General features: G+C 58.9%; 13 protein-coding genes. 6 read left to right on the forward strand and 7 right to left on the reverse strand.

Annotation, left to right across the window (positions count from 1 at the left end):
- Positions 1 to 392 precede the first annotated feature (392 nt).
- On the forward strand, positions 393 to 830 hold the full coding sequence (locus CO676_RS30955) for a helix-turn-helix transcriptional regulator (protein WP_041414004.1): 438 nt from the start codon (positions 393 to 395) through the stop codon (positions 828 to 830).
- Between the two features lie 8 nt (positions 831 to 838).
- Here CO676_RS30955 and CO676_RS30960 read toward each other — a convergent pair whose 3' ends face one another.
- The 4 genes from CO676_RS30960 to CO676_RS30980 all read right to left on the reverse strand — a co-directional run bounded on the left by CO676_RS30960 (position 839) and on the right by CO676_RS30980 (position 3883).
- On the reverse strand, positions 839 to 1075 hold the full coding sequence (locus CO676_RS30960; protein WP_014762462.1) for a hypothetical protein: 237 nt from the start codon (positions 1073 to 1075) through the stop codon (positions 839 to 841).
- Between the two features lie 178 nt (positions 1076 to 1253).
- Positions 1254 to 2126 (reverse strand): Hint domain-containing protein, encoded by an 873-nt coding sequence (locus tag CO676_RS30965; protein ID WP_097523902.1) that lies wholly within the window; start codon positions 2124 to 2126, stop codon positions 1254 to 1256.
- Between the two features lie 640 nt (positions 2127 to 2766).
- The gene (locus CO676_RS30970; RefSeq protein ID WP_097523893.1) at positions 2767 to 2991 is read right to left on the reverse strand and encodes a hypothetical protein; all 225 of its coding nucleotides are present in this window, start codon (positions 2989 to 2991) and stop codon (positions 2767 to 2769) included.
- A 550-nt stretch (positions 2992 to 3541) separates the two neighbouring features.
- Complete coding sequence (locus CO676_RS30980) at positions 3542 to 3883, reverse strand: 4a-hydroxytetrahydrobiopterin dehydratase (RefSeq protein ID WP_097523894.1); 342 nt, start codon at positions 3881 to 3883, stop codon at positions 3542 to 3544.
- A gap of 365 nt (positions 3884 to 4248) precedes the next feature.
- Between CO676_RS30980 and CO676_RS30985 the strand changes: the two genes are divergently transcribed.
- From CO676_RS30985 to CO676_RS31000, 4 genes are all read left to right on the forward strand, one after another.
- A complete protein-coding gene (locus CO676_RS30985; protein WP_097523903.1) occupies positions 4249 to 4872 on the forward strand; it encodes a sugar transferase in 624 nt (207 codons plus the stop codon).
- A gap of 108 nt (positions 4873 to 4980) precedes the next feature.
- On the forward strand, positions 4981 to 6423 hold the full coding sequence (locus CO676_RS30990) for a GMC family oxidoreductase (RefSeq protein WP_097523895.1): 1443 nt from the start codon (positions 4981 to 4983) through the stop codon (positions 6421 to 6423).
- A 10-nt stretch (positions 6424 to 6433) separates the two neighbouring features.
- Entirely contained in the window at positions 6434 to 6877 is a 444-nt protein-coding gene (locus tag CO676_RS30995) for a hypothetical protein (RefSeq protein WP_097523896.1), read from the forward strand.
- 34 nt (positions 6878 to 6911) lie between these two features.
- A complete protein-coding gene (locus CO676_RS31000; protein WP_097523897.1) occupies positions 6912 to 7907 on the forward strand; it encodes a phosphoribosyltransferase family protein in 996 nt (331 codons plus the stop codon).
- A 33-nt stretch (positions 7908 to 7940) separates the two neighbouring features.
- Here CO676_RS31000 and CO676_RS31005 read toward each other — a convergent pair whose 3' ends face one another.
- Positions 7941 to 9437, reverse strand: coding sequence for a lipopolysaccharide biosynthesis protein (locus tag CO676_RS31005; protein WP_097523904.1), 1497 nt, complete (start codon positions 9435 to 9437; stop codon positions 7941 to 7943).
- Positions 9438 to 9854: 417 nt separating this feature from the next.
- Between CO676_RS31005 and CO676_RS31010 the strand changes: the two genes are divergently transcribed.
- On the forward strand, positions 9855 to 11333 hold the full coding sequence (locus CO676_RS31010) for a thiol-disulfide oxidoreductase (RefSeq protein WP_097523898.1): 1479 nt from the start codon (positions 9855 to 9857) through the stop codon (positions 11331 to 11333).
- A 76-nt stretch (positions 11334 to 11409) separates the two neighbouring features.
- Here CO676_RS31010 and CO676_RS31015 read toward each other — a convergent pair whose 3' ends face one another.
- The gene (locus tag CO676_RS31015; protein WP_245424566.1) at positions 11410 to 11808 is read right to left on the reverse strand and encodes a DCC1-like thiol-disulfide oxidoreductase family protein; all 399 of its coding nucleotides are present in this window, start codon (positions 11806 to 11808) and stop codon (positions 11410 to 11412) included.
- 17 nt (positions 11809 to 11825) lie between these two features.
- Positions 11826 to 12125, reverse strand: a complete 300-nt coding sequence (locus tag CO676_RS34880) for a hypothetical protein (RefSeq protein ID WP_144340227.1) — start codon at positions 12123 to 12125, stop codon at positions 11826 to 11828.
- Positions 12126 to 12558: the final 433 nt, after the last annotated feature.

Raw genomic sequence — 12558 nt, forward strand, 5'->3', positions numbered from 1 at the left:
AACACCGTAGCGACATCCCGCCTTGCGCACATGGCCTGTTTTCTAGCCCAGCCATCTCCTTTCTATAGGACTTTGGCCCGACGAGTATGGCCAGAGGTCCAATGCCGACGGCCAAAGGTCTGAGGCCGCTTGCTGACGGTGCTCTCTGAAAATATCGTAGAAGGCGTCGGACGTGGGACCCCCAGAGCGTCGCCCTCGTCACCCCCTTCTGGGCAGCTCTGGGGTTCTTCCGCATCATCACCTGCCCAAGGTCTCCACGCCTTCTGCAAGAGATTGCGAGTCCCGGGCGCCTGGCAGCCGCTGGTCGCATGGACCCGCAACGGTCCCAGAGCAGAGCCCCAATAGTCCCTTCTCGGCGCCGCTCTGGGGCTCAATCTCCAGGAAAGATTCCTTTGTCCAGCAGCCCCCGGGTGAAAAGAAAGCCAGATCCAATTGATGCCGAAGTTGGCCGCAGAATTCGTGCACGGCGAGTATCGATGGAAATGTCACAGACCGATCTCGGGCAGGCACTTGGCGTGACATACCAGCAGGTGCAAAAATACGAGGCCGGTCGCAGCAAGGTTGGCGCAGGCCGGCTCCAGTCGATCGCAAACGTGCTCGAAGTCCCGCTTTCGTATTTCTTCGAGATTCCGTCCGCGAGAGACGACAGTGGTAACGCCAGACTGAGCGCCGGCCGATCGTTGGCGGACTTTGTCTCGAGTCCGATGGGGCGTGCTCTCAATCGGGGTTTCGCCCGGATCAACGATAGTGAGGTGAGACGTGCTTATCTCGGTCTAGTCACGCGGATTGCCGAGCGAGAAGGCAATCGAAAGCAGGATGCTGGAGAATAGCTGCGCTCCTATGCGGCTCCGGACGATCCTCCTCGGAAGCACTCGATTTCCAGCATCGTGTCTCTGATGATCGCCTCGCGGCTACCGCCCCAGCCGCGTGCAAGAACCTCCTTCAAGACCTCGCCCCAAAAAGGCGGCAAGGACTCGTCCATCGCTTCGTCGGTTGCGCAGACGCCGACCGCCAGCATGCAGATCTCCCGCAGCTCGTCATCAGTCATGTCATTGATATCAGAAAGATGATTCATGGCAGGTCTCTCCCGCTCGACTCTAATTGGGGGCTGGAGTAGAGACGCCGGACGCGGCTTCCGAGCGGACCGGGCCCCAGAGCTGACCGGAGGGATTTGTGGGCCATGCTCTGGGGCCCGTGCCACGCCGGATGCGGGGGCTAGCCGGCGTGGACACTCCTCATCCTTGTCAGCCGGATCAGCCGGCGAGTTCAACTCCACGTGCCGCAATTCGCTCGTAAGTTTGCTGGAGCGGCGAAGGCCGAATGAGCCGAGGCGAAGCTAAACGCAACAGCGCCTTGAGGTGCTCCCTGGAGCCATAGCCGACGATTGGTGCGAACGGTGTCATTGTGGCTGCGACGTCGTCGAGATAGAGCCGTGCGAATTCTACGAAGTTCGTGAAACGCTCGTAGTTGCGGTCCTCCAACAGGAAGGTCTCAACCGGAGCTCCTTCAGCCAGCACCGCTTCATGGCTGTCGAGCACGATGTGGAAATACTCGATCGTGTCTCGCGCATCGGGGAGGGCCTGCTTGATCGAGGTACCGTTGACGAGATCCTGAGCTGTGATGAGAACGCCGTCCACGAACAGGGCGTGGCCGCGCGTGACATAAAGGTCCCTGCGAGGCGTGTGCTCGTCCAAGGCGAAGCGCGCGATGCGGACCGGCACCACGGCCCCTTTCCATTTCGCACCGCTTCGGCGGTAGACGTGGCGACCGATCCACTTGATCGGCAGCGCTTGACCACGCACTGTTTCGACAAGGTCACCGATGCGAAGGTCCTCGATGCATGTCTCGCCCGCTGGTGTCTTGATGGAAGTGCCGCTCAGCAGACACATTGGTCCATTACCATTACCATTACCATTACCATTACCATTACCGGGCGCCGCTTCATGGCCCTTGCCCCGTCCTCCGATCTTCCACCAGGCCTTGCCGCCGGCCTCGGCCGAGGACGCCGAAAGTATTGTTGCAGCGGGTGCGCCCAGCGTGACAATCCGGGCTCCTATCGCCACAGCTAAACCGAGCACATGACGCCTCGCCTTATTGATCTGCGCGCCTCGGTCCTTGGTGGTCATCGTCATTTTCTCCCAAGTTTTCTGTTTGAGCTTGACATTATCTGCCCTTGTAATCCCTGCGGGAATTTCACTCTTCGATTGTTCCGATTAACGGCTGACGATGAGCTTACCGCTTCCGGTGTAGGCGGCGGTGATGATCTTCAACCGAGATGACGGGGGTCGGCGCAATCGAAAGAGGATGGCCTGATGTGGAACCGTCATGAGCCAGAGTCGTTATGTTCGATTGCCCCGCATGCAAAGCGTGCCCCAAAGCGGAGCAAAAGGCATCATGCGATTGCGCCCGCCTACCAGCGGGCGCCTTTTGATCGTGGAGCATGAACTGAAGGATCGGTCGAATGCACTCCGCCGGCGTAAATCGAAGGCGCGTTCAAATGTTGCACTTGTTATTTCGGCTCGGCGCGCCAGCTCTGTTTTTGGCGCTAGCCATCGCTGCAGCGGAGTGGCTGCCTAGGACGGCATGCGAACCACTTGAATAGCAAATGTCATGCTGGAGCGGCGGCTGGCATCTTCATCTTCCGTTTGGAGCCTGAGGCAGCCGATGCGATCAGGGGGTGAATACGAGCTGTGCGCAGTATCGTTGAGGCGAATCGCGCGCTGTGCGCTTTAGGTGCTCTATCCGTCCGCGGTGACTTGACGTGGCTCAAGGGCCGTCCTCGTCGCTCGCTACTAATTCCTTCAGAAGCTCCTCTCTGTCGGTCATATCAAACTCTCGGATCATGTAGAGAACTCTCAGTCCCTCCATCACAGCCGTATGGCTTATCGGATCCACTTGATGCATTTTGCACCAATCTGAAACGACCTGCTCGACAAGCTCGGCCTCCTTGTCTTTCGTTGGCGAAATCGTCTTTGCTAAACGCTTGGCCATTGCGGTTTCCTCCCAACCCGACGCAGCGAAACTTTCCACTGTGATGGCTTCCTGAAAGAAGGGGCCTTTCGCGTCGTCCCGTGTCCAGTTTCCAAGTCGCGGCCCGATCTCAGTGCGGCTTCGATTTATCTGTAATTTGCGGCGTGTAGACGGCTGTTTCGGTCCTGGTCTCAGACCAAGCCCCAGCAATCGCCAAGTAGGCCAGGATGGCGCCTACTGCGAGCAGAAGCAGGCTGATCGGGAATGCGGTTGAATGCGTTTCGTGGCCATCGCGGAGAGACATCCTTTCGCACCCTTCAGCAGGGGAGAGAACGAAGATTGCGTTCTGAAGTTCCCCCTCGGGCGGTTCGCGGGACTTTAGTCCGGGCTAATATGGGCCAAAGGTCCGATGCACATGCCACGCGCGTTTCGCGATACATGTGCGATAGAGCGCATACCGGAAACAGGTGGTGGTAAACCCCGCCCCAGAGGTGCCGACGCCCGGTAATCCTATTCCCGAAAAGGCGCAGTCGCGGCAAGGCCGATTTTGCAAGCCGGCCTCACTTGAAATTCAGGATGATCTCGGTAGGTGGTTGACCTTCGCCGCCAAAATGAAATCATTTTCGTGCAGGCCCTTGATCTTATGGGTTTGCAGCGAGATCTCCGCATAGCCCCAGCCGAAACAGACGTCGGGGTGATGCCTCTCCTCTTCCGCCAGCCGGCCAACTTTGTCGACGAAGGCCAGCGCCTGTTTGAAATCGTCGAACTTGAACTTGCGGCGGATCAGATGCCCGTCGTCAAGGAGATCCCAGCCTGGTGTCTGCGAAACGTATCCGGCGGCTTCGTCCCTGGTCAGCGGCGGTATGCCGCCGCGGCAGGGCGTGCAGGACTTTTCAGCGATATTCTCGGTCATAAATTCCTCCGTTCTGGAGCCGCTCCGCTCAGCGCCCCCCGTATTTGGTCGCAGAGGCTTTGCGAAGTGGGCGGCAAGACGCTCGTTGGCGGTTTCCCGCCGCTTGTCAGAACGCTTCGGCGGCTTCGGCCGTTCCGTGCTCCGACCGCGATCTCGGAAAGTTCGTTCGAACTTCACGCCAGAACGCTCTGCTCGGCGATCGGTCGCAAACGAGATCAGCGTGCGCTGACGGCGGCCAAGCTGCCGTTTGCAGTTCGGAATACTACCCGCGTCCTTGCGCACGCGAAAAACCAAACTTTATGTTGCAATGCGGAATTTTTTTGCTAAGGTGCATTGTGATAGTCAATACCGCTTGGGGTTGTGCAATGAGGGGTATTGTTTTAATTCGGGGTTTCCAACGAGCGCCCCGAGTCGGTCGCGTAGTAAAGCGCGGGTTTGATTTAGGGGGCGCCTCATTGGTTCTCGTCCTTCTCAGCCCGTTGTTCCTGTTGATCTGCATTCTTGTCATGGTTGCTGATCGGGGTTCCCCCTTTCAGACCCATCCACGCGTCGGGCGAGGCGGGCGTGTGTTCAGTTGCTTGGAGTTCCGCACCACCAGCGAGACCATGAACAGCGCGCAGGCTACTGCCGCAAGGACGAGCCATCTGCCGCTCGTATACGAGTCGTACCTTACGCCCGTCGGGGCGGTTCTTGTGAAGCTTGGTCTCAACGAGCTGCCGCGGATCATCAACATTCTCCGCGGCGATATGAGCATTGTCGGGAATCGCCCACTCGCGCCAGGTGAACCGCAGATGTGCCGGGATGCCGCGGATTTCTATGGGAGATTGCGCCCAGGCTCGGTCGGTCCGTGTGCGAGCAGGAGTGAGAATGGCTCCGACGCTGGCTGGACCGCACTTGAACGCCGCTATGTCGAGAACTGGTCGCTGGTGGCGGACCTGCGCATCATCGTCAAAACTGTGTCTGCCATCTGCTTCTCGCGTGGAGGCTAGGGTGTAGACGCCAGAAAACCGGCTGCATCGCGTGGGCTTTGAACTCCCGGACGGTGTGCCGGGAACGGCCGCCCTGTTGCCTTCCGCTTTCGAAGAAAGGCTAGTCAATTGGTCCTCGATGTTCGATCCGAGCAGGTCGCCGGAGAGCATTTCGATGTCGTCGTCATCGGTTCCGGCTTCGGCTCGGCTTTTTTCCTGCACGCTTTTCAGAAGCGTCGCCGAGCCCGTGTTCTCCTGCTGGAATGGGGGCGACACAATTCCCACGCCTGGCAACTCGAGCATGGAGCCAATACGGATCTGAAGGACGAGGAGACCTACCGGAGCAATTCCCCCAAGCCGTGGAACTACACCATCGGCCTTGGCGGGGGGACAAACTGTTGGTTCGCCCAGACGCCGCGGCTGCATCCGAACGATTTCCGGCTGAAGAGCCTTTACGGGGTCGGGCAGGATTGGCCGATGACGTATGACGATCTGGAGCCTTTCTATTGTCAGGCGGAGACGATCATGTCGATCTCGGGAGATCCGGACATGGCTACGATCATGCCGCGTTCGATGGCCTTTCCCCAGCCGCCCCATCGCATGTCAACGCCAGACCGGATGATGAAAGCGGATCAGCCCGATCAGCATTTTGTCATGCCGACCGCACGCGCGCGATTGGCGACGCAACAGCGTCCGTCCTGCTGTGCATCGCTTCGCTGCTGGCTCTGCCCGGCGGACGCGAAGTTCACGGCGAACAACGGCCTGATGCATGTCTTCGAGCATCCGGACGTGGCGGTCTGCCTGGGATCGGAAGTTCGTCGGCTGGACCATGCCGCAGGCTCGGTTCGCGCCGTCAGATTTCGGCATGGCGGCAAGGAGTACGTGGTTACCGGCGACCTCTTCATCCTCGGCGCTAATGGAATCCAAAGCGCCGCGATCATGCTGCGGTCGGATCTCGATGGTGAGTTCGTTGGACGCGGGTTACACGAGTCCTACGGCTGGAACATGGAAGCCTATCTCGATGGAGTCGACAACTTCGACGGCAGCACGATCACCACGGGGTTGAATTTCGGCCTCTATGACGGGGATCACAGATCCAGGCATGCCGCAGCTCTCGTCTATTTCGAAAATCGTTGGCAGCATGGGCTGCGTCCGGACAAGGGGCGACTCAGACAGACGCTACCTCTGGTGATCGTCACCGAGGACCTGCTCGAGGCGGAGAATTCCGTCCGCCTCGACGAAAATGACAACGCCTTCATCCAATATAAGGGGCCGGCCAACTATGCGGTCCAGGGCATGGTGCGCGCCCGAGAAAAGCTGCCGGAGCTTCTTCGTCCGTTGCCGGTCGAGAAGATTATCGACCGCGGCCTGCGGCGAACGGAATCGCATGTCCAAGGCACGCTGCGCATGGGAAGGGATCCGACCGATTCCGTAGTCGATCGCAACCTGGTCCATCACTCGTTTCGCAATCTGCTGATCGTGGGCACGAGCATCTTTCCGAGTTGTTCCTGCGCCAACCCCAGTCTGACCGCAGCGGCGCTTTCGCTGCGGGCAGCAAGTCTCATCATGTGAAGGAGGCGCAATGAAAGGGCTTTCGAGGCGCGCGGTGCTTGGTTTGGCAGGAGGAGGCCTCGCTTCGACGGCGCTTGCCTATGCGGCGGTCCGATCGTTCTCCGAGGAAGATTTGGTGAGGGCTACCCTGAGGAAATATCTCGATGACGTCACCATTTCGGATGACCATCTGCGAGCCTTCACGCTGGAATTCAAGAAGCGCAACCCTTGGGATTTCCCGACGGAGAAGTTGGCCGACGCGACCACGCTGTTTGAAGGGTTGCGATTGGGAGGCATGGCTCGCCCGCTGCTGCCCGCTGACGACGCAATGCGTCTGGAGCGGTTCGAGCGGTGGTTGTTGACCGAGTTCCATCTCCTCACGGATTACGCCTGGCGGGGTGGGCCGAATGAACCCGTCACGTTTTCGGGAAGCCAGCATTGCGTGAATCCATTTGCGAATTTTGAAACGGCTTAGCGTGTCAACCGATGCTACCCAGGGGTGCAGCAAGATGCATTATCGATCGATTGTCGACATGAATGCCACGATCGCCAGGAATCTCCACCGCTTACCCGGTGGCATCGACCTGGTCGTCGGTATACCGCGCAGTGGAATGCTGGCCGCCAATCTCTTCAGCCTGACGACGAACATTCAGATGACCGATCTGGACAGCTTTGTCGCCGGAAAGGTCTTTTCCAGCGGAATCACCAAGAGATCGGCCGCTCTTGGACGCACAATGGCAGAGATGCGAAGGATACTGATCCTCGATGACAGCATCAATGGCGGTAGCGCCATGCGGGAGGCGAGGGTAAGGGCGGCGGCAGCGGGCGTTTCCCGTGATCAGCTGATCTTCGCTGCCGTCTACGGTACCTATGAGCGTTACGACGAAGCCGATCTCGTATTCGAGTTGGTGCCGCAGCCGCGGCTGTTCCAATGGAACATCATGCATCACAAGTTTCTCGGGCAGAGCTGCGTCGATATCGACGGCGTCCTGTGTTTCGATCCGACGCATCTGGAAAATGACGATGGCCCGGCCTATCTAAGCTTCCTTGCACAGGCGCGGCCGCTACATGTGCCGACGCGTAAGATCGCTTATCTGGTGACCAGCCGTCTGGAAAAATATCGGCCGCAGACGGAGGCCTGGCTGGCATCGCAGGGTGTTGATTATGGCGAGCTCGTCATGCTTGATCTTCCGAGTAAGGCAGAACGCCAAAGGCTTGCCGCCCATGGCCGGTTCAAAGCCGATTTCTACAAGCGCTCGGATGCCGTGCTGTTCATCGAAAGCGAGCACGATCAGGCGGTAAACATTGCAAAGCTCTCAGGAAAGCCGGTGCTGTGCATCGAGTCTCAGCTGATGATCTCACCGGACATGCTGTGGCTGTCGGAGCAACTGAAGCAGGCAACGACCTCCGAAGGCCGGAAGGCCATGCTTAAGACCATGGCGCGAACCGTCCTGGGCGAAACCGGCTACCAGACACTCAAGAGCAGGATGAGGAAGCCGGCTTGACTGGCGTATGCCGGCCGGTCGCGCCGGCAGCGCTCACCTCGATCCCCGGTCGGTCGGTTTGATCAGTCGTTCGGGCAGAAGCTTCAGGGCTTCGCCGAGCGATTGGCGGCCAGAGGGAAACAGCAGCGCGACCGCGATTGTCACTGCATAGGAGAGGACAGCGGCGCAGGCAACGGCGAGAATGGCCTGATCCGGCAGAAGCGGCCTCGAAAGCCAGGCGGCCACCAGGGCGAGATGCGAGCCAAGGATGAAGGGGCTTGCAGCGCGAAGCATATCGGCGAACTTCAGCGGCCCCTTCTTGCCGACATAGATCCAAAGAAAGGGCGTCCGCAGGTATTCGCTCAGCGCGTAAACAACGGCGACTCCGAGCGCGCCGTAGGGCAGGCCAATCAGGAAGGCCAGGACCGAGGTCACTGCCGTGATGACGCCCCAGCGCATGAAGTCGCCGGATCGCCCCTGGCTGATGAACAGCCAGCCGGCCGGATTATTGAGCGGCTGTAACAGGCCGGCGAAGCCGAGCGCCTGAAAAATGCCTGCGCTTTCCCGCCACTGCTCTCCCAGCACGAACGGAATGAGCAGATCGGCAGTCGCGATCGCCGCTGCCACGCCCGGAAGCGCCACGACCAGCATAAGGGGCATGACGCGAAGGTAGGCGCTGCGGTAGCGGTCGGGCTCGTTCGTCATCCGCGAAAGCGCCGGCACCATGACCTTCGAGAGCGGATTGGCAAGCTGGCTCAAGGGAAACAGAAGAAGCTTGTAGGCGCGGTCGTAGAGCCCGAGTTGAGCCTCGCCCCAGTATCTGCCGATCAGGATATTATCGAGATTGCGGGCGAAGAAATTTGCGAAGTTGAAGCCAGTGATCCCGGCACCGAAATTCAGCAAGACGCCGACGCCGTCGGCTTTCAGGCTGAGGCCGGGGCGCCAATGGGAGTTGGCCCAGTAACAGAGCGTCGGCAACACGGCGCTCGTCAGCGTGCCTGCGTAAAGTGCCCAATAGGAGCGGTCGACGAAGGTCCAGCCGACGGCGGCGCAAAGGCCCGCAATTGCGCTCGCGATCTCCACCATCGCAAGGCGACCGAAGACCATGCGCCGATTGAGGAGGGCCAGATGTTGTGCCCCGAGGCCGTAGGCAATGATCTGCAAAGCCATTGCAGCGATGAGAGGCCCCACTCGAGGCTCGCCGTAAAAGCGACCAATCAGAGGGGCCATACCCACCATGAGACAGGCGAGCGCCACGCTAACGGCGACGTTAACCCAGAAGAGGTAGTTCACCTCCTCGTGCGTTATGGAATTCTTCTGCACCGTGGCCTGGGTCAGGCCAAAATCCTGAAAAAGCGCGACAAACGCCAGAACGGGCGCGCTCATCGCCACGACGCCGAAATCCTGCGGCGACAGCAGGCGTGAAAGGAGGATGACCGAAAGGATCTGCGTTGCAATCTTGACCGCTTGAGCCAAACCGGTGACGACAGCGCCTCGACCGACGGACTGGCGGAGCGATCCTTCGGGCGGATCGAATGCGCTGGCTTTCAAATCCAAACCCTCCGCCGACTGCAGCTGATAATGTGTTGAAACTACCGGGATGTGTGCTGCGGTGCAACCGAAACGTAAAATTTATGCCGCTCTGCACAAGAGAATGTTGCTGTGCAGCATTTTGCGTAGTAGCGTCTACCAGAGGTCGTAAGACGGCTGCGGCGTTCGTACGGACGGGCCGCAACAATCGTGCGCGGCCGGAGCCTGCCTCAATTCACAGCTGAAGAACCATTTACAATTGCCAGTTGTCTAATTTAAAACCTCTGCCGCAAACGACAGGAGCTGGCTCGTCGGCGGGGAACCTTTCGGCGACGAACGCGCCTTCAAGTGTGCAACTGAAATCGTGGGAAGAATGGGCGCGGTACAATCAGTCCTCTGCTTCCCCAGCAAAAAATTGCCGTTCAAGTGGATTCATCGATGATGGCGAGCGCAATACCGTTCCTGAGTTTTGGCCCACGCAAACGCTCCAGTGTCAGAAGCCTGGCCTACACCTATGACGGTCTGACTGCATTCACGCCGTTCTGGGCGATGGCAGCGATCTTCAGCATTGTCGGCGATGTTTATTCACTGATTGGATACAAGGGGCCAGCGTATACGCTACTGAGCTGGTCCGTCGTCCTTCTCAGCCTCCTGCTGCTGCTTTATCCGCGGAGCACTGGATTTCTGCTGGCTCTCGTCGCCGTTTCGCTTCTGTTGTATGGGCTTCGCCTGCCGGTGGCTTCAAACAACAAAACCATCACGGCGGTGATGAACGGCGCGATCTTGCTCAGCGCCGCGGTGCTCTACCTCAAGGCCGGCGGCAGGGCGGCCATCGATCGTATGGCGCTGTACAGCCAGGTTCGTGTCGTCGCTCGAGCCCTGCTCGCGATCATGTATTTCTACGGTATCTTCCACAAGATCAATACCGACTTCCTCGATCCATCCGTCAGTTGCGCAGTTGGGCTGTACGTTCCACTCGCCCGGCCGTTCGGTCTCGAAGACAATTTGTTCGGCCGATATCTGGCGATATATGCAACCTTCATCATCGAGGCGATCGCAATCGTGGCGCTCTACTGGAAGCGTTATTTCGCGATCGGCTTCATCCTCGCGCTCGTCTTCCACTACGTCATCCCGATCTCCGCCTATTCCTGGTACATGGATTTTTCGAGCTTGGTCTTTGCACTTTACGTGCTGAGCATCCCGATGCCGGCCAGCAAACAGCTCTACGGCATTTCGGTCGCGGCTGCGAATACACTACGCGAACAGTTTGGACGGGTTGGTACCCTGATCCCCGGTGCGGCGCTGATGGTTCTTGCAGTCGCCGTCGTGATGCTGCTTGCCTCGGTGTACCCCGAGCCTACTTTCGACATGGTCGTCCACTCCGTATGGATCCTCGTCTGGTCCGTCGTCGGCGGAGTTGGGATGATCGTGCTGACTTATGTGGCGCTGCAGAACCTGCCTTGCGAGAATGTTTCGGCGCCACGCCCGCCGGCCTGGGTCTACGTGGTGCCGGGCCTGTTCTTTCTTTCCTGCCTCTCCCCCTATGTCGGTCTCAAGACCGAAAGTTCGATCAACATGTTCAGCAATCTGCACACGGAAGGTGGCGAGACCAACCACCTGCTCTTTTCCAGCCCGCCATATCTATTCAACTACCAGAACGAGGTCGTGAAGATCATCGACTCTTCAGAGCTCTACCTCGTACAGCAATCTCGCGCCGGCAATTATCACATCCTGCACGAGATCAAGAAACAGCTCCGCTGGAAGCCGGAGGCGTGGGTCACCTACGTGAAAGATGGGGAAACTGTGACGCGCGCGACTGCAGCGACCTTGGCTGGTCAGATGCCAGGCTTGCTCGAGCGAAAGCTGCTGATCTTCAAGCTGGTCGATTTCTCGCGACCGAAGGTCTGCACGCATTGAAATCAGTCTGTGGTCGACTTCGGTGATCGGGTGCGCTGGCATGCTGGGGAGCCCGTCGCCCGCAGCTCTTATCGGGTTACCAGCCGTTGCCCACCTTGGTCGACTGGTCGAGGTCAGCGGGGATAAGCGATCGACCACGAAGGCGCAAGGTCAGCCGGCGCCCAAACTTGAGCAGCGGGTAGACCACCCGCGCCGCTGTGCGGTTTGACAGGATCGCACGGTTAAGCCGGCCGAAAAGCGACGAAGGCGAGCTGAGGATCGCCAGCAGGTTGACAGCTTCGTCGCCATGATACACGCGGTTCTCGAAGACGAAGAGCATCCCTTCGTTGAGGTCGAAGCCCTGCCTCTGGAAGTCGGCAACCCTGGGATCGCCGGAGCGTGCATCGATCAACTCGACAGGGCCCACGGTCTCGCGCAATCGCATGAACCGCACGTAGTTTTGGCAGAAGATGCAATCGCCGTCGTAGACGATCATGGGGGTTTCGCGCATTTTCATTGGGCCACAGGATCAAAGCCGAGATCGGTTGGCGGTTCGGCAATATCGCCTTGGCTGCAACGCCCATAGAACGTGCAGCCCGAAACCACCGGCAGGTTCTTCAGAGCATCGAACACGCCGACAAATGCCAGTCCGACTACACCTGCGGCGATAATCTTTTTAAAGAACGCCATGTCTCGAAGCACCTCGCGTACACCCTCGTTATATGGCTCCAGTCGAGTGGGCAACAGATACTCGATCCATTTTTCAGGCTGCAGCGCCTGCGCCCCGAAGTTGTTGCCGCTATTGTTGTGCAACGCAGCATGTACGAAGTTGGAGCGGCAATCAAGAGATTACGTCAAATCTGATCGGAGTGTAGTCCTGTGTTCCTCCGCGGCTGGTGACAGTCCTGGCGCCGTATGAATTGCCTAGCCTGAACGCGGGGTCTGCAGTTCGCCTTGTTAAAGGCGCGAGCTTGAAAAATTGGCTCTTAAGTCCAAGCAGGTCGCAATTCGGGTTCTCGACTGTCCCCAAGGGGGTGGAAGGGAGCCGTTCTTCACGAGCGCCGTGCACGGCACGTTGCGAGGATGTTTCTCATTCTGTGCTCAGAAGATCGCATAATTTATCGCCGGGAACATGTCCTTGGGGTGGGGCCACCTAGAGCGGCGGGCGTTCTGACTGAATCGCGCGGGATTGAACTAACCCGCTGACGCGGGAGAGGTCGGGTTTGGAGGCGCGGTCTCCTGGTGG

The organism is Sinorhizobium sp. BJ1 (assembly GCF_002531555.1).
GTDB lineage: Bacteria > Pseudomonadota > Alphaproteobacteria > Rhizobiales > Rhizobiaceae > Sinorhizobium > Sinorhizobium fredii_B.

Excerpts from the sequence above, each read along its gene's own strand:
- CO676_RS31000 (WP_097523897.1), top strand. The coding sequence starts at position 6,912 with ATGCATTATCGATCGATTGTCGACATGAATGCCACGATCGCCAGGAAT.
- CO676_RS30970 (WP_097523893.1), bottom strand. The coding sequence starts at position 2,991 with ATGGCCAAGCGTTTAGCAAAGACGATTTCGCCAACGAAAGACAAGGAG.
- CO676_RS30980 (WP_097523894.1), bottom strand. The coding sequence starts at position 3,883 with ATGACCGAGAATATCGCTGAAAAGTCCTGCACGCCCTGCCGCGGCGGC.
- CO676_RS30995 (WP_097523896.1), top strand. The coding sequence starts at position 6,434 with ATGAAAGGGCTTTCGAGGCGCGCGGTGCTTGGTTTGGCAGGAGGAGGC.
- CO676_RS30960 (WP_014762462.1), bottom strand. The coding sequence starts at position 1,075 with ATGAATCATCTTTCTGATATCAATGACATGACTGATGACGAGCTGCGG.
- CO676_RS30985 (WP_097523903.1), top strand. The coding sequence starts at position 4,249 with ATGAGGGGTATTGTTTTAATTCGGGGTTTCCAACGAGCGCCCCGAGTC.
- CO676_RS31010 (WP_097523898.1), top strand. The coding sequence starts at position 9,855 with ATGATGGCGAGCGCAATACCGTTCCTGAGTTTTGGCCCACGCAAACGC.
- CO676_RS31015 (WP_245424566.1), bottom strand. The coding sequence starts at position 11,808 with ATGATCGTCTACGACGGCGATTGCATCTTCTGCCAAAACTACGTGCGG.
- CO676_RS30965 (WP_097523902.1), bottom strand. The coding sequence starts at position 2,126 with ATGACCACCAAGGACCGAGGCGCGCAGATCAATAAGGCGAGGCGTCAT.